The 17121-nt window shown below is 52.9% G+C and carries 12 protein-coding genes; 4 read left to right on the plus strand and 8 right to left on the minus strand.

The genetic code is table 11. The features are described from left to right. Positions 1 to 5 precede the first annotated feature (5 nt). The 8 genes from lpxK to serC all read right to left on the minus strand — a co-directional run bounded on the left by lpxK (position 6) and on the right by serC (position 10810). Complete coding sequence (lpxK, locus tag ABLU86_RS10530; RefSeq protein WP_032714164.1) at positions 6 to 986, minus strand: tetraacyldisaccharide 4'-kinase; 981 nt, start codon at positions 984 to 986, stop codon at positions 6 to 8. Next, a complete protein-coding gene (gene msbA / locus ABLU86_RS10535; protein WP_015367468.1) occupies positions 983 to 2731 on the minus strand; it encodes a lipid A ABC transporter ATP-binding protein/permease MsbA in 1749 nt (582 codons plus the stop codon). Before msbA ends, lpxK begins: the two co-directional genes overlap by 4 nt. A 45-nt stretch (positions 2732 to 2776) precedes the next feature. After that, positions 2777 to 5032 (minus strand): ComEC family protein, encoded by a 2256-nt coding sequence (locus ABLU86_RS10540; RefSeq protein WP_046883508.1) that lies wholly within the window; start codon positions 5030 to 5032, stop codon positions 2777 to 2779. Positions 5033 to 5237: 205 nt separating this feature from the next. Next, positions 5238 to 5525, minus strand: a complete 288-nt coding sequence (ihfB, locus tag ABLU86_RS10545) for an integration host factor subunit beta (RefSeq protein WP_004100704.1) — start codon at positions 5523 to 5525, stop codon at positions 5238 to 5240. A gap of 150 nt (positions 5526 to 5675) precedes the next feature. After that, positions 5676 to 7349, minus strand: coding sequence for a 30S ribosomal protein S1 (rpsA, locus tag ABLU86_RS10550; protein ID WP_015367470.1), 1674 nt, complete (start codon positions 7347 to 7349; stop codon positions 5676 to 5678). 137 nt (positions 7350 to 7486) lie between these two features. Next, complete coding sequence (gene cmk, locus ABLU86_RS10555; protein WP_015367471.1) at positions 7487 to 8170, minus strand: (d)CMP kinase; 684 nt, start codon at positions 8168 to 8170, stop codon at positions 7487 to 7489. A 193-nt stretch (positions 8171 to 8363) separates the two neighbouring features. Further along, positions 8364 to 9647, minus strand: a complete 1284-nt coding sequence (gene aroA, locus ABLU86_RS10560) for a 3-phosphoshikimate 1-carboxyvinyltransferase (protein ID WP_020079258.1) — start codon at positions 9645 to 9647, stop codon at positions 8364 to 8366. A gap of 74 nt (positions 9648 to 9721) precedes the next feature. After that, a complete protein-coding gene (gene serC / locus ABLU86_RS10565) occupies positions 9722 to 10810 on the minus strand; it encodes a 3-phosphoserine/phosphohydroxythreonine transaminase (RefSeq protein WP_020079259.1) in 1089 nt (362 codons plus the stop codon). A 448-nt stretch (positions 10811 to 11258) separates the two neighbouring features. On the opposite strand from serC, the gene ABLU86_RS10570 reads away from it, so the two are divergent. From ABLU86_RS10570 to pflB, 4 genes are all read left to right on the plus strand, one after another. Next, positions 11259 to 11486, plus strand: a complete 228-nt coding sequence (locus ABLU86_RS10570) for a hypothetical protein (protein WP_015367475.1) — start codon at positions 11259 to 11261, stop codon at positions 11484 to 11486. Positions 11487 to 11623: 137 nt separating this feature from the next. Further along, positions 11624 to 13384, plus strand: coding sequence for a 30S ribosomal protein S12 methylthiotransferase accessory factor YcaO (ycaO, locus tag ABLU86_RS10575; RefSeq protein ID WP_015367476.1), 1761 nt, complete (start codon positions 11624 to 11626; stop codon positions 13382 to 13384). Between the two features lie 380 nt (positions 13385 to 13764). Beyond that, on the plus strand, positions 13765 to 14622 hold the full coding sequence (focA, locus tag ABLU86_RS10580) for a formate transporter FocA (protein ID WP_015367477.1): 858 nt from the start codon (positions 13765 to 13767) through the stop codon (positions 14620 to 14622). A gap of 51 nt (positions 14623 to 14673) precedes the next feature. Next, positions 14674 to 16956 (plus strand): formate C-acetyltransferase, encoded by a 2283-nt coding sequence (gene pflB / locus ABLU86_RS10585; RefSeq protein WP_015367478.1) that lies wholly within the window; start codon positions 14674 to 14676, stop codon positions 16954 to 16956. The last annotated feature ends 165 nt before the right edge of the window (positions 16957 to 17121 follow it).

Genomic DNA, 17121 nt, shown 5'->3' on the forward strand with positions numbered 1-17121 from the left:
GCAGGTTAACGTTGCGCCAGCGTCACTAAGTCCGCGAGCAACCGCTGTGCGCGATCATCGGTCATTATGGCGTCAACCGGCAGATACCACCAGTTAGCGGCGGCGAATTCACGGCATTTTACCGCGTCTTTCTCGGTCATCAACAACGTCTGCGACGGGGTTACCAATGCGGCGACTGCGCTTTGACTCAGCGCCTGATGATCCGCCAGCGCCACGGTTTTCACCGGCCGCACGCCGCAGTTTTCTAGCGTCGCGAAAAAGCGCGGCGGATGGCCAATACCGGCCATCGCTACTACGTTATCGAGGGTCGCAACATCGCGACGCTCGCCGGTAAGCAGGTTCACCGCCATGCCGGGACGCAACTGCATCGGAATTTCACCCGGGCGGGCGACCCCGCCGTTGACGATAACGGCATCGACACTTTGCAAACGGGATGCGCGCTCGCGCATCGGCCCGGCCGGCAGCCACCAGCCGTTGCCAAAGCGGCGTACACCGTCAATCACGACAATTTCTACATCCCGCGCCAGCTTATAGTGCTGCAGACCGTCATCGGTAACAATAATTTGCAAATCGTGGGCGGCCAATAACGCTTTTACCGCGTCGCTGCGTAGCGGAGAAACCGCTACCGGCGCGCCGGTACGCTGATGAATCAACACCGGTTCATCGCCCGCCTGCGCCGTACTGGTCGCGTCATCCAGAACCAACGGATAGCTGTCGGCTTTGCCGCCGTAACCGCGAGACACCACGCCGACGCGAATGCCTCGCTGCTGTAGTTGCTCCACCAACCACACTACCACCGGCGTTTTACCGTTGCCGCCGGCGGTCAAATTACCGACTACGACAACCGGCACCGGCGCGCGCCAGGCTTTTTTCCACCCCAGCTTATAGCTGAGGCGAATGAAAGCGCTCACCAGGCCATACAGCCAGGAGAGCGGCAGCAATAGCCGCCATAGCGGCGATTCGCCGGACCAGATGCGCGCTATCATTGACCGAATTGCATCTTATGTAGCTGCGCGTAAACGCCTTTATGCTCCAGCAGCTCCAGATGGCCACCGCGCTCAACGATACGCCCATCTTCCACAACCACGATTTCGTCAGCCTGCTCGATTGTCGACAGACGGTGGGCGATAACCAGTGATGTACGGTTTTTCTGCAGTTCATCCAGTGCCGCCTGAATCGCACGTTCCGACTCGGTATCCAGTGCCGAGGTGGCTTCATCGAGGATCAGGATAGGGCTGTTGCGCAGCAGCGCGCGCGCAATAGCGATACGCTGACGTTGACCGCCGGAGAGCATGACGCCATTCTCGCCGATAATCGTGTCCAGGCCATTATCCATCTTGTTGATAAAGTCCATCGCATAGGCCATACGCGCCGCTTCTTCAATTTGCTCGCGGGTGTACTCTTCGGTACGCGCATAGGCGATGTTATTGGCGACGGTGTCATTGAACAGGTGCACGTTCTGCGAAACCAGCGCCACCTGGTCACGCAACGAGCTCAGTTTGTACTCGCGCAGATCGTGGCCATCCAGCAGAATTTGCCCCTCGTCAACATCATAAAAACGGGTAATCAGGCTGGCAATGGTGGATTTACCTGAGCCGGAACGCCCTACCAGCGCTACGGTTTTTCCCTCCGGAATGCTCAGATTAATGTTACGCAGCGCGGCAACTTCGCGACCAGGATAGCTAAAGGTGACGTTGTGGAATTCCAGGTTACCTTTGGCGCGCTCAATCACGCGCGTGCCTTCATCTTTCTCCTGCTCGGAATCCAGAATGGAGAACAGCGTCTGACATGCCGCCATCCCACGCTGGAACTGCGCGTTGACGTTAGTCAGGGATTTAAGCGGACGCATTAGCGCAATCATCGAAGAAAAGACCACGGTGATGGTACCGGCGGTCAGGGTTTCCATGACGCTTGGGAAGCTCGCCGCATAAAGCACAAAGGCCAGAGCCAGAGAGGCAATCAGTTGAATGACCGGGTCGGAGATAGAGGACGCGGAGACCATTTTCATCCCCTGCAGGCGCATCTTATTACTGACCTTGTCAAAACGCTTGGTTTCAACGGCCTGGCCGCCGAACATCAGCACTTCTTTATGCCCTTTGAGCATCTGTTCAGCACTGGTGGTCACCTGCCCCATGGTGTTCTGCATATTCTTACTGATATTACGAAAACGCTTCGAAACCACCCGAATCGCCACTGAGACGATAGGCGCCAGCACGATAAGAATCAGCGACAATTGCCAGCTGTAATAGAACATCATGGCGAACAGACCGATAATTGAGGCCCCCTCTCGCACCACGGTGATCAACGCGCTGGAGGAAGATGAAGCGACCTGCTCAGAATCATAGGTGATACGCGACAGCAATGTCCCGGTGGACTGTTTGTCGAAGAAGGCGACAGGCATACCCATCATATGGCCAAACAGGCGGCGACGCATCGTCATCACCACTTTGCCGGAAACCCAGGAGATGCAGTAGCTTGAGATATAACTGGTGATGCCGCGCAGCACCATTAAACCAATCACTACCAGCGGCATCCATAACAGTACTGAGCGATCCGTTTTACCAAAACCATCATCCAATAACGGTTTAAGAAGCGATAACATGAAGGTATCACTTGCCGCGTTAAGCACCAACGCCACGGCCGCTACGATTAGCCCGGCTTTAAACGGCGCTATCATCGGCCAAAGTCGGCGGAAGGTCTGCCACGTGGAGAGATCTTTATCGTTCTGCATTCAATAAACCAGCTTATGTTGAAATAGCCGCATATTCTACCCGTTCTACGCCTCTGCGCCAAACCACTGATGATACCAACGAGGTAAAAGTTGATCCCGTAAGCTCTGGATTTGCCAACCATCTGGAGAAAAAATAATCGTTATTTGCCCCGAGTGCGGCGTATCAAACCACAGATATCCCTGCTTACGATAACGCTCTTCGACTTTTTTGGAAGGCATCTTCCATGCATTGTAACGCGCTGCCGAGGCGATAGCCGCCTCTCCTCCTACCCGCTGCAGCAATGTCACGCCGGATGACGTATTACTGCCATGGTGCGGAACCTGAATAAGTGTAGACGTAAGATGTTGCCAGTAATGGCTTATCATTTGCTGTTCGGCAGGGATTTCGATATCACCGGTAAGCAAAACGCTACGCCTGCCGTCATCGACCCTAACCACGCAGGAACCATTGTTTCCCTTATGCTCGCCTGCAGGCAACGGCCAAAGCGCCTGAAATCGAAGCCCTCGCCAGCGCCAGGCTTCCCCTCTGCGGCAAGGGAGATGTCCACGCAGATTAAGCGAGCTACGAATAACGAGATTTGGCCACGCCTGAACAATCGCATTCAGGCCACCGCGATGATCAAGATGTTCGTGGCTCAAGATGACTCCTTCAGGATGGAGACCACGCCAGCGCAACCAGGGCACGATGAGTCGCTGGCCGCTATCGCCCCCCGGCCAGGCGGGGCCGGTATCGTACAGAATAGCTGCTCCCTGACGCTCGATAACCACCGCTAACCCTTGTCCGACATCCAACATCGTCACTCTCCACTCGCCTGGCGTCGCGGTGCGCCAGAAGGGCCAACTGAGTAGCGCCACGCCGCTCATACAGAGTAACGGCATCTGACGCCAGGCCTGAAAACGCCATGCCAGGAGCGCCAGCCACGGTAGTACACTGATCGCCAACCACCGTTCGTCAAGCGATAACCATCCGGCAGGCAAATGGCGTAAGAACCAGAATAATATTGCCAGCAGACGATCGGCGAGTTGCCATAACGCCATTTCAAGCAACACCGGGCCGCTTAGATGCAGTAGCATCGCCGCTAAAATCAGCGGGACTATCAGAAATGTCACCAGCGGAACGGCAACCAGGTTTGCTATCAATGAAGTCAGGCTAATCCCATGAAAAAGCCCTATCTGCAGCGGCGCCAGCAGTAACATCAGGCCGCATTGCAGGTGGCCCAGCGCCAACAGTTGCCGCCACGGTGAACGACAGCGGAGCCGGCGAAGCGGCGCAAGCTGATACCAGAAAATCAACGCAGCAACCGCAAACACCGATAACCACAGGCTTTCTGAAATCATCGCCAGCGGATCAGCCAACAGTATTGCCGCAATACAACAGCAAAAGATTTGCCACGGCGACCAACGCCTGGCCTGTAGCCTTAACAGACATCCTGCGCTTAAGGCCGCACAGGTACGCAGCGCCGGGGGTTGCATGCCGGTAAGCCAGGCGTAAAACAGCGCGCAGCCTAACCCGACAAGTAGCGGTATCCGCCAGCCTATCCAGCGGCACGGAAGAAAGAACTGTATTCCACGAACCAGCAACCAGCCAAGCGACGCCCCCAGCGCAATATGCAGGCCGGAGATAGCCATTAAATGGGAGGTTCCCGTCTCCTGCATTAATCTTTTTATCTCATCCGCAACTGCCAGGCGCTCCCCCATTCCCAGCCCCAGCATCACCGTTTTCCATGGATACTCAGCGAGTGTGCGGTTTAACGAGGCCAGATAGCGAGCCCGGAAGCTGCAACGTGAATCAAGCGATGAGGCATTTAGAAAACGTCCGCTAAGCGGGCGATGCTGTGCAAGAGCGTAGCGCTGGCTATCGAAGCCGCCCTCATTTAACTGCCCATGTACCGGACGAGCGCGGATGGTCATCAGCCAGCGCTGCCCAACGCAGCCTGCTTCAGGTAGTTCGCTGCCGTAGAGGGTAATCCCAACCGCAGGATATAAACGCCGACCCTCAAGACGAATTATCTTACCTTGCCAGCTCGTCAGGCCATCACCGCCTACCAGCTCAATAATGGCCTGTCGGTTGCGACCGGGAATATGCTCAGTGGGCCACAGCGCTTGCCGGGCATGTAATATTCCCCATACGAAAAATAGCAACGTCAATGCGGCATACGTTGTGCAAGGTTTGCGCAGCGTTGCAATGATTAGCGCAGCGCCAATCAAGCACCAGACGCTTAGCATATTCGGTAGCGCCGGTAGCCAAAGCAGCGGCGAAATTCCGATTATGGCGCAGCCTGCCAGATGTGGTAATCGCATAACACCTCCCTGTTATCGGGGAGTGTCAGACAATTCGCCGCCGTGATCATGCATAAAAGAATGGAGTTGCGTCGCGCTATCCGGGAAATGTTGGCGCTTGCTATCAGGTAACAAAAGTTTTGCGAGCGGACGCGAAAAACAGACATAAAAAAAGCACCCTCAGGTGCTTTTTTATTAAGTAAGTCTTTGCCTGATGCGGAAAAACTTACTCTTCGTAAATATTGGCGCGGTCGCGTAGTTCTTTCCCGGGCTTAAAGTGAGGAACGTATTTACCTTCCAGTTCCACTTTATCGCCAGTCTTCGGGTTACGCCCGGTGCGAGGTGCTCGATAGTGCAGAGAGAAGCTGCCGAAACCGCGGATTTCAATGCGCTCACCTTGAGCAAGCGTTGAGGCCATATGCTCCAGCATTTCTTTAACAGCATCTTCCACCGCTTTCGCCGGGATATGAGATTGCTGGCTGGCAAGTCTTTCTATCAATTCTGACTTGGTCATTTTTCCTCCGGTTTCCTTCAAGGCAAAGTTAGCTTACAGCTTAAACAAGGGCGGCCGTAGCCGCCCTTTGTGCTTGATTACAGGACGAATCCTGCAATCTGTCAAGTAAACTCGTCATTATTCAGGCCGTTGTGGCCTGAATAACTAAGATTACTCGCCTTTAGCTGCTTTGAAAGCTTCAGCCATTGCGTTGTTAGAGAAGTTTGCATCTTCCTGTTTGTTAACAGTTGCGATTGCATCTTTCTCGTCAGCTTCGTCTTTCGCACGAACAGACAGGCTGATTGCGCGGTTTTTACGATCAACGCCGGTGAATTTAGCTTCAACTTCGTCGCCAACGCTCAGAACCAGAGTTGCATCTTCAACGCGGTCACGGGATGCTTCAGAAGCACGCAGGTAACCTTCAACGCCGTCAGCCAGTTCTACGGTTGCGCCTTTAGCGTCAACTGCAGTTACTTTACCGGTTACGATAGCGCCTTTCTTGTTCAGAGCAACGTAGTTGTTGAACGGATCTTCCGCCAGCTGTTTAACGCCCAGGGAGATACGCTCACGTTCTGCGTCAACCTGCAGTACAACTGCAGCGATTTCGTCGCCTTTTTTGTATTCACGAACTGCTTCTTCGCCTGCAACGTTCCAGGAGATGTCAGACAGGTGAACCAGGCCGTCGATGCCGCCGTCCAGGCCGATGAAGATACCGAAGTCAGTGATAGACTTGATTTTACCTTCAACACGGTCGCCCTTGTTGTGGGTTTCCGCGAACTGCTGCCATGGGTTAGATTTGCACTGCTTCAGACCCAGGGAGATACGACGACGTTCTTCGTCGATATCCAGAACCATAACTTCCACTACATCGCCAACGTTAACAACTTTGGACGGGTGGATGTTTTTGTTGGTCCAATCCATTTCGGAAACGTGAACCAGGCCTTCAACGCCTTCTTCGATTTCAACGAAGCAGCCGTAGTCGGTCAGGTTGGTCACGCGACCGGTCAGTTTGGTACCTTCCGGATAACGCTTAGCGATAGCTACCCACGGATCTTCGCCCAGCTGTTTCAGGCCCAGGGATACACGGGTACGCTCGCGGTCGAACTTCAGCACTTTAACAGTGATTTCGTCGCCAACGTTTACGATTTCGCTCGGATGCTTAACGCGTTTCCAGGCCATATCGGTGATGTGCAGCAGGCCGTCAACGCCGCCCAGATCAACGAATGCACCGTAGTCAGTGAGGTTCTTAACGATACCTTTGACTTCCATGCCTTCCTGCAGGTTTTCCAGCAGCTGATCGCGCTCTGCGCTGTTTTCGGATTCGATAACGGCACGACGAGAAACAACGACGTTGTTACGTTTCTGGTCCAGCTTGATGACTTTGAATTCAAGCTCTTTGCCTTCCAGGTGCAGCGTGTCGCGCACCGGACGAACGTCTACCAGGGAACCCGGCAGGAACGCACGAATACCATTCAGCTCAACAGTGAAGCCACCTTTAACTTTGCCGTTGATAACACCGACTACAGTTTCAGCGTCTTCGTAAGCTTTTTCCAGCGTGATCCAAGCTTCGTGACGTTTAGCTTTCTCACGGGACAGCAGGGTTTCACCGAAGCCGTCTTCTACTGCATCCAGAGCAACGTCAACTTCGTCACCAACCTGGATTTCCAGCTCGCCCTGGGCGTTTTTGAACTGCTCAGCCGGGATGGCGGACTCAGATTTCAGACCAGCGTCAACCAGTACGATATCTTTGTCGATAGCAACAACAACACCACGAACGATGGAACCCGGGCGGGTTTCGATTTCTTTTAAGGATTCTTCAAATAGTTGAGCAAAAGATTCAGTCATGTTTAATCTTCAGGTTTCATATTTAACGTCCACCTGGCTCCGTGCCGGATGGGGTTGTTTAACATACCCGCTAACACTCCGTTGCTGCGGGGGTACTGCTATAATTCGGAGGCTTGCGACGCTTTGCCGGTTAACGGTTAAGCGATAGCCAGTTTTTCGCGCGCATATTGTAGCGCTTTTTCAATTACTTGCTCAATGCTTAGTTCAGTGGAATCGAGAACTAATGCATCAGCGGCCGGGACAAGCGGCGCCACAGCACGATTACGATCGCGATCGTCACGCTCTTTTATCTCGGACAAAAGACGTTCAAAGTTAACACTAAAACCCTTCTCCTGCAACTGTAGCAGGCGGCGCTGGGCACGTTCTTCCGCCGATGCATCGAGGAAAATTTTAACCGGCGCATCCGGGAACACGACGGTGCCCATATCGCGGCCGTCGGCAATCAGGCCAGGCAGTTCGCGGAAGGCGCGTTGACGGCGCAGCAGCGCTTCACGTACACGTGGGAAAGCCGCGACCTTAGAGGCGGTATTGGCCACTTCCTGGGTACGGATCTCTGCGCTGACATCCTCGCCTTCCAGCACCACTTCCAGGTTGCCGTCAGTAGAAATAAACCGCACATCGAGATGAGCTGCCAGCGGAACCAGCGCCTCTTCTGACTCGACGTCTACGTGATGATGTAAGGCTGCCAGCGCAAGAACGCGGTAAATGGCCCCGGAATCCAGCAGATGCCAGCCAAGCGCTTCCGCCATTGCCTTGCACAACGTGCCCTTACCCGCACCGCCAGGTCCATCAATGGTGATTACCGGAACATTTGCCGTCATCTTTTTCTCCTTCAGCAAGGCGCATGAATATAAACGCCGCGCATTATACGCATCAATGCGCCAGAAAGTGAGCATTGCGTGCAAATTACGGAATAGAAGAAATTAAATGTAGAAGAATTGCGCAATTATAGCGGGCTGGCAGAATACCAGCCCGCAAGATGACAAAGCTTTACCTTAAAGGACAGAACAGACTTTACGCGAGGGTACTAATTCGCGCCAACTGCTCGAAATAATCCGGGAACGTTTTCGCCGTGCATTTCGGATCAAGGATAGTGACCGGCGTCGCCGATAAGGCCACCAGCGAGAAGCACATCGCCATGCGGTGATCGTTGTAGGTACCGATTTCAGCAAATTTCAGCGTCTCAGGCGGCGTAATACGAATATAATCTTCGCCCTCTTCTACTTCGGCGCCCACTTTACGCAGTTCAGTGGCCATCGCGAACAGGCGGTCGGTCTCTTTCACCCGCCAGTTGTAAATATTGCGTAGCACCGTGGTGCCTTTCGCGAATAGCGCCGCAGTGGCGATAGTCATTGCCGCATCCGGGATATGGTTCATATCCATATCGACAGCATTCAGCTCACCGCGGGTACAGGCGATGAAATCGTCGCCCCAGGTAATTGTCGCGCCCATTTTTTCCAGCACATCGGCAAAGCGAATGTCGCCCTGAACGCTATTGCGGCCAATCCCGGTCACTTTTACCGTACCGCCTTTAATCGCGCCGGCAGCAAGGAAATAAGAGGCTGAAGAAGCATCACCTTCCACCAGATAGTCGCCCGGCGACTGATACTGTTGCTTGCCGCGTACGACAAAGCGCTGGTAGTTGTGGTTTTCAACGTCAACGCCAAAGGTTTTCATCAGGTGCAGCGTGATGTCGATGTAAGGTTTGGACACCAGGTCGCCTTTAATCGCGATTGTCGTGTCCTGCGGCGCCAGCGGCGCAGTCATCAGTAAAGCGGTAAGGAACTGGCTGGAGACGCTGCCATCGACTTCCACCTGGCCGCCATTGAAACCGCCGCGCAGGCGCAGAGGCGGATAGTTTTCCTGCTCCAGATACTCAATTTGCGCGCCCCCCTGGCGTAACGCATCGACCAGGTGGCCTATCGGTCGCTCTTTCATTCGCGGTTCGCCGGTCAGCACAATATCGTTGTCGCCGAGGCACAACGCCGCCGCCAGTGGGCGCATCGCCGTACCAGCATTACCGAGAAACAACTCCAGCGCGCCGCTGGCCTGAAGCGGACCGCCGTTGCCGGTGACTTCACAGCGAGTACGATCGGCGGACAGGGTATAGTGAACTCCCAGGGCGTTAAGCGCATTAAGCATGTGGCGAACATCATCGCTGTCCAGCAAATTGGTCAGCACGGTGGTGCCGTGGGCTAATGCCGCCAGCAGCAAAGCGCGGTTAGAAACACTTTTTGACCCGGGTAGGTTTACGGTGCCATCAACGCGCGCAATGGGTTGTAACGTCAGGGATTCCATGAAACTCGACTCTCAAAAAAACAGAATAAAAACCCCGCAGACCGGCCGCGGGGATGAAAATAAGCGCTCAGCAATTAGCCGCGACGACGTTCAAAGTCCTGCATGAAGTCGGTAAGCGCCTTGACGCCGGCCAGCGGCATCGCATTGTATATAGAAGCGCGCATACCGCCCACCACGCGGTGGCCCTTCAGCGCATGCAGACCAGCCGCAAAAGATTCTTCAAGGAACAGTTTGTCCAGCGCGCTATCCGCCAGTTGGAACGGCACGTTCATCCGCGAGCGGTTGGCCGCGGCAACATCGTTACGATAGAAATCGCTATTATCAATCACGCCATACAGCAATTCAGCCTTCTGCTGGTTGATTTTATCCATCGCAGCGACGCCGCCCTGCTCTTTCAGCCATTTAAATACCAGCCCCGCCAGATACCAGGCGAAGGTCGGCGGCGTGTTGAACATTGAATCATTGGCGTTCAGCACGGTGTAATCAAGGATCGATGGGCAGGCGACGCTGGCTTTACCCAGCAGATCTTCACGCACGATAACCAGCGTTAACCCTGCCGGGCCGATATTCTTCTGCGCGCCAGCGTAAATCACGCCATAGCGGCTGACGTCAATTTCATGCGACAAAATACTGGAGGAGTAATCCGCGGTAACGACCACATCATCGCCAAAGTTTGGCGTTTCGTGGATAGCGATACCATCAATGGTTTCATTTGGACAGAAGTGCAGGTAAGCCGCGCCCGGCGTCAACTGCCATTCACTCATCGGTTTAACGGCTCGCAGGCCGTCAACGGTGGTTTTCGCATCAATAACGTTTGGCGTGCAGTATTTTTGCGCTTCTTTCACGGCACTTGCCGCCCAGTAGCCAGCATCCACATAATCTGCTGTCGTTTTGTCACCCAGCAGATTTAACGGGATCCCGGCAAACTGGCCGCGACCGCCGCCATGACAGAACAACACTTTATAGTTGGAAGGGATATTAAGCAGATCGCGGAAATCCTGTTCTGCCGTTTCAGCCACCTGGATAAACTCTTTACCACGGTGGCTGATTTCCATTACCGACGTCCCCAGACCGTGCCAGTCGCACAGTTCCTGTTGCGCCAGTTTGAGAACTTCTGCCGGCAGCATTGCCGGGCCCGAACTAAAGTTATAGACCTGAGCCATTTCCCCTCACCACGTTGCTATATTGTCTGCACGCGAACCGTCGCGGGCATAAGTTATTCCTGTGGCTATCGGTTTTATCATTCAGTGACACACACCGCAACGAGTAAAACTAAGCGGCCCATAAATGAGGCCATCGTCACACAAAAGAATCAACCAGCTTGACGTCATTAAACCGACATAATTGCTGCAAGAGAATCGCTTTTTAGCCTGCGTTCCGTCACCCATTCCGGATTTTGACCCACGGCATAAATAGTTATCCACTACATTCACAGGTAACGATCTCGCCATAGCGCAATCCGTCAACTCATTTAATACTTGAATATTATCTTAATTCTTCATGAATTATGTTTCCGCGAGAGCATCGCCATTTACCGCTGCATTTCCAGATCATTAAAATTTTTAAGCCAGCCGATGAAGACTGGTATTAATCACTTTTAAAGGAATAGTTATGCGTGAATTAACCTATAACGAAATGTCTGATGTGAGCGGCGGCTTTGGCCTGTTATCCATTCCGGCAGCAATTGGTTTGCTGGTCAGTATCCCGACAATTGTCATCGGCGCGATTACCGGGCCCTTTACGCTGGGGGCAGGCTTCGCAGTGATGGCGGCAGGCATCGTCGGTACCAGTCTTGCTGGCGCCGCTATGATCGTTAGCATTTGTACGCCAATCCTGTAACTTGCTATGGCATGTGGAGTTTCTCCGCATGCCATTTATCGCTCTTCTCTTTTTATCCATTGCCGCGGCTAACGACATAGCCACTTACCGGTAAAACCCGTATCATTGCCCATCCTGCCAACAATAAACGAATTGCTATGACCCAGACATTTATCCCCGGCAAAGATGCCGCCCTGGAAGATTCCATCGCTCGCTTCCAGCAGAAACTGCTCGACCTCGGATTTGATATCGAAGAGGCCTCGTGGCTGAACCCGGTACCACACGTGTGGTCCGTTCACATTCGCGATAAAGAGTGCGCGCTGTGCTTTACCAATGGTAAAGGCGCGACGAAAAAGGCGGCGCTGGCTTCCGCGCTGGGCGAATATTTCGAACGTCTGTCCACCAACTACTTCTTCGCGGACTTCTGGTTAGGCGAAACCATCGCCAACGGTCCATTTGTTCATTATCCGAACGAAAAGTGGTTCCCGTTGACCGAAGATGATGAAGTACCGGAAGGCCTGCTGGATGCCCGCCTGCGCGCCTTTTACGATCCGGACGATCAGCTGACCGCCAGCATGCTCGTGGATTTGCAATCCGGTAATGACGAGCGCGGCGTTTGCGGCCTGCCGTTTACCCGTCAATCCGACGGCGAAACTGTTTATATTCCGATGAATATCGTCGGCAACTTGTACGTTTCTAACGGCATGTCAGCGGGTAATACCCCGAATGAAGCGCGCGTGCAGGGCTTGTCTGAAGTCTTTGAGCGTCACATTAAAAACCGTATCATAGCAGAGAGTATCAGCCTGCCGGAGATCCCGGCTGAGGTAATGGCGCGCTATCCGGGCGTCGTTGAATCTATCGCTAAACTTGAAGCTGAAGGTTTCCCGATCTTCGCTTACGATGGCTCATTGGGCGGCAAATACCCGGTTATTTGCGTGGTTCTGTTTAACCCGGCTAACGGCACCTGCTTCGCCTCTTTCGGCGCCCATCCGGATTTCGGCGTGGCGCTGGAGCGTACCGTCACCGAACTGCTACAGGGCCGCAGCCTGAAAGACCTCGACGTCTTTACCCCGCCGACCTTTGATGACGAAGAAGTCGCCGAGCACGCCAACCTGGAAACTCACTTCATTGATTCCAGCGGCCTGATCTCCTGGGATATGTTCAAACAGGATGCCGACTATCCGTTTGTAGACTGGAATTTCTCCGGCACGACTGAAGAAGAGTTCGCCACCCTGATGGCTATCTTCAAAGCAGAAGATAAAGAAGTCTATATCGCAGACTACGAACATCTGAGCGTCTATGCCTGCCGAATCATCGTTCCAGGGATGTCCGATATTTATCCGGCGGAAGACCTGTGGCTTGCAAACAACAGCATGGGCGCGCATCTGCGCGACACTATTCTCTCCCTGCCGGGTAGCGAGTGGGAAAAAGAAGATTATCTGGCGCTTATTGAGCAAATGGACGACGAAGGTCTTGATGACTTCACGCGTGTACGCGAGCTGTTAGGACTGGCAACCGGCAAAGACAACGGCTGGTATACCCTGCGCATCGGCGAGCTAAAAGCGATGCTGGCGTTGGCCGGCGGCGACCTGGATCAGGCGTTGATTTGGACGGAGTGGACCATGGAATTCAATGCCTCCATCTTCAGCCCTGAGCGCGCCAACTATTATCGTTGCCTGCAAACGTTGCTGCTGCTTAGCCAGGAAGAAGAACGCCAGCCGTTACAGTATCTGAATGCCTTCATCCGTATGTATGGCGCGGATGCAGTAGAAGCCGCGAGCGCCGCTCTGAGCGGCGAAGCGCCGTTCTATGGCCTGCAGGCGGTCGATAGCGATCTGCACGCTTTCCCGGCGCATCAATCTTTACTGAAGGCCTACGAAAAGCTACAACGTGCAAAAGCGGCCTTCTGGGCCAAATAACCCTTTATAGGTAAAAAATAACGTACGGAGCCGACAGCGGCTCCGTTTTCTTATGATTTTAGCCAAAACCATGCCATTTTGTAGCCCATGAGTTAACTTTAAGTAAAAAACAATATTTGGTGATATTTAGATTGTTAATTTTAATAAAAATACTCCATTCTAATTAACCGTAATCAATGGTCACTCATGGAAATCTTCAACATTATTTATAAATATTAAAATTTAGTTTTTTATTAAAAATCAAAAAGATAAAGCAATAACAGGCTAATTCCACACGCAAAATGGGCCTATGACTCCGGTAGGATATGATCTACATCAAATTCCCTTCTATAATGCTTTGTTAGTATCACACCGCCAACTTATATAAAGAGAGAGTTAGTGTGAAAGCTGACAACCCTTTTGATCTTTTACTCCCTGCCGCGATGGCGAAAGTCGCCGAAGAAGCAGGTGTCTATAAAGCGACGAAACATCCGCTGAAGACGTTTTATCTGGCGATTACCGCCGGTGTCTTCATCTCCATCGCTTTTGTGTTTTATATCACGGCGACCACCGGTACTGCCGCAATGCCATTCGGGATTGCCAAACTTATCGGCGGGGTATGCTTCTCACTAGGTCTGATTCTTTGCGTTATCTGCGGTGCTGACCTCTTCACCTCTACCGTACTGATCGTCGTGGCGAAAGCCAGCGGGCGTATTACCTGGGGTCAGCTGGCAAAAAACTGGCTTAACGTCTATGTTGGAAACCTCATCGGCGCACTGCTATTCGTATTATTAATGTGGTTATCCGGCGAGTATATGACGGCCAACGGCGGCTGGGGCTTAAATGTTCTGCAAACTGCAGACCACAAAATGCACCATACGTTTATTGAAGCCGTCTGCCTGGGTATCCTGGCGAACCTGATGGTTTGTCTGGCTGTCTGGATGAGTTACTCCGGCCGCAGCCTGATGGACAAAGCGATGATCATGGTGTTGCCGGTTGCGATGTTTGTCGCCAGCGGCTTTGAACACAGCATCGCTAATATGTTTATGATCCCGATGGGTATCGTAATTCGCAACTTTGCAAGCCCGGAATTCTGGACCGCTATCGGTTCAACTCCGGAGAGTTTTTCTCACTTAACCGTTATGAACTTCATCACTGATAACCTGATTCCAGTCACTATCGGAAACATCATCGGCGGTGGTTTGTTGGTTGGGTTGACATACTGGGTCATTTACCTGCGTGGCGACGATCATCATTAATGGTTGTCTCAGGCAGTAAATAAAAAATCCACTTAAGAAGGTAGGTGTTACATGTCCGAGCTTAATGAAAAGTTAGCCACAGCCTGGGAAGGTTTTGCGAAAGGTGACTGGCAGAACGAAGTCAACGTACGTGACTTTATCCAGAAAAACTACACCCCATATGAAGGTGACGAATCCTTCCTGGCTGGCGCAACTGATGCGACCACCAAGCTGTGGGACAGCGTAATGGAAGGCGTTAAACAGGAAAACCGCACTCACGCGCCTGTTGATTTCGACACTTCCCTCGCATCCACCATCACTTCTCACGACGCGGGCTACATCGAGAAAGCGCTCGAGAAAATCGTTGGTCTGCAAACCGAAGCTCCGCTGAAACGTGCGATTATCCCGTTCGGCGGTATCAAAATGGTTGAAGGTTCCTGCAAAGCGTACAATCGCGAACTGGACCCGATGCTGAAAAAAATCTTCACCGAGTACCGTAAAACTCACAACCAGGGCGTTTTCGACGTATATACCCCGGACATCCTGCGCTGCCGTAAATCCGGCGTGCTGACCGGTCTGCCGGATGCCTACGGCCGTGGTCGTATCATCGGTGACTATCGTCGCGTTGCGCTGTACGGTATCGACTTCCTGATGAAGGACAAATTCGCCCAGTTCAACTCGCTGCAGGCGAAACTGGAAAGCGGCGAAGATCTGGAAGCAACCATCCGTCTGCGTGAAGAAATTGCTGAACAGCATCGCGCGCTGGGTCAGATCAAAGAGATGGCGGCTAAATATGGCTACGACATCTCCGGTCCGGCGACTACCGCTCAGGAAGCTATTCAGTGGACCTACTTCGGTTACCTGGCCGCCGTTAAATCTCAGAACGGCGCGGCAATGTCCTTCGGTCGTACTTCCAGCTTCCTGGATATCTACATCGAACGTGACCTGCAGGCGGGTAAAATCACCGAGCAAGACGCGCAGGAAATGGTTGACCACCTGGTCATGAAACTGCGTATGGTTCGCTTCCTGCGTACCCCGGAATATGATGAACTGTTCTCCGGCGACCCGATTTGGGCAACGGAATCTATCGGTGGTATGGGCGTTGACGGCCGTACTCTGGTAACCAAAAACAGCTTCCGCTTCCTGAACACCCTGTACACCATGGGGCCGTCTCCGGAGCCGAACATCACTATCCTGTGGTCTGAAAAACTGCCGCTGAGCTTTAAGAAATTCGCCGCTAAAGTATCCATCGATACCTCTTCTCTGCAGTACGAGAACGATGACCTGATGCGCCCGGACTTCAACAACGACGATTACGCTATCGCATGCTGCGTAAGCCCGATGATTGTTGGTAAACAAATGCAGTTCTTCGGCGCTCGCGCTAACCTCGCGAAAACCATGCTGTATGCTATCAACGGCGGCGTTGATGAAAAACTAAAAATGCAGGTTGGTCCGAAATCTGAACCGATCAAAGGCGACGTCCTGAACTTCGACGAAGTTATGGAGCGCATGGATCACTTCATGGACTGGCTGGCTAAACAGTACGTCACCGCGCTGAACATCATTCATTACATGCACGACAAGTACAGCTACGAAGCCTCTCTGATGGCGCTGCACGACCGTGACGTTATCCGCACCATGGCGTGTGGTATCGCAGGTCTGTCCGTTGCTGCTGACTCCCTGTCTGCTATCAAATATGCGAAAGTTAAACCGATTCGTGACGAAGACGGTCTGGCTGTTGACTTCGAAATCGAAGGCGAATATCCGCAGTTTGGTAACAACGATGCTCGCGTCGATGACATGGCCGTTGACCTGGTTGAACGTTTCATGAAGAAAATTCAGAAACTGCATACCTACCGCAACGCTATCCCGACTCAGTCCGTTCTGACCATCACTTCTAACGTCGTGTATGGTAAGAAAACCGGTAACACCCCAGATGGTCGTCGCGCTGGCGCGCCGTTCGGACCAGGTGCTAACCCGATGCACGGCCGTGACCAGAAAGGCGCTGTAGCCTCTCTGACTTCCGTTGCTAAACTGCCGTTTGCTTACGCTAAAGATGGTATCTCTTACACCTTCTCTATCGTGCCGAACGCGCTGGGTAAAGATGACGAAGTTCGTAAGACCAACCTGGCGGGCCTGATGGATGGTTACTTCCACCACGAAGCGTCCATCGAAGGTGGTCAGCACCTGAACGTGAACGTCATGAACCGCGAAATGCTGCTCGACGCGATGGAAAACCCGGAAAAATATCCGCAGCTGACCATCCGTGTATCTGGCTACGCAGTACGTTTTAACTCCCTGACTAAAGAACAGCAGCAGGATGTTATTACCCGTACCTTCACTCAGACCATGTAATTCCCTGTCTGACTGAAAAAGCGTACAATAAAGGCCCCACATCAGTGGGGCCTTTTTAACACGTGATTCCCTGCCGCAGCCTGCTTTGCCAGTTATCTATACTTTGGGTACCTGTCAAAACAGACTTAACACAGCCGGTTTGAGCTGTGCATCACAGGCCCTGGA

Origin of the sequence: Klebsiella sp. JN_Kp121 (assembly GCF_040062145.1) — a bacterium.
Taxonomy (GTDB): domain Bacteria; phylum Pseudomonadota; class Gammaproteobacteria; order Enterobacterales; family Enterobacteriaceae; genus Klebsiella; species Klebsiella aerogenes.

Coding starts and splice junctions, on each gene's coding strand:
- lpxK (WP_032714164.1), bottom strand. CDS start 986: ATGATAGCGCGCATCTGGTCCGGCGAATCGCCGCTATGGCGGCTATTG.
- msbA (WP_015367468.1), bottom strand. CDS start 2,731: ATGCAGAACGATAAAGATCTCTCCACGTGGCAGACCTTCCGCCGACTT.
- ABLU86_RS10540 (WP_046883508.1), bottom strand. CDS start 5,032: ATGCGATTACCACATCTGGCAGGCTGCGCCATAATCGGAATTTCGCCG.
- ihfB (WP_004100704.1), bottom strand. CDS start 5,525: ATGACCAAGTCAGAATTGATAGAAAGACTTGCCAGCCAGCAATCTCAT.
- rpsA (WP_015367470.1), bottom strand. CDS start 7,349: ATGACTGAATCTTTTGCTCAACTATTTGAAGAATCCTTAAAAGAAATC.
- cmk (WP_015367471.1), bottom strand. CDS start 8,170: ATGACGGCAAATGTTCCGGTAATCACCATTGATGGACCTGGCGGTGCG.
- aroA (WP_020079258.1), bottom strand. CDS start 9,647: ATGGAATCCCTGACGTTACAACCCATTGCGCGCGTTGATGGCACCGTA.
- serC (WP_020079259.1), bottom strand. CDS start 10,810: ATGGCTCAGGTCTATAACTTTAGTTCGGGCCCGGCAATGCTGCCGGCA.
- ABLU86_RS10570 (WP_015367475.1), top strand. CDS start 11,259: ATGCGTGAATTAACCTATAACGAAATGTCTGATGTGAGCGGCGGCTTT.
- ycaO (WP_015367476.1), top strand. CDS start 11,624: ATGACCCAGACATTTATCCCCGGCAAAGATGCCGCCCTGGAAGATTCC.
- pflB (WP_015367478.1), top strand. CDS start 14,674: ATGTCCGAGCTTAATGAAAAGTTAGCCACAGCCTGGGAAGGTTTTGCG.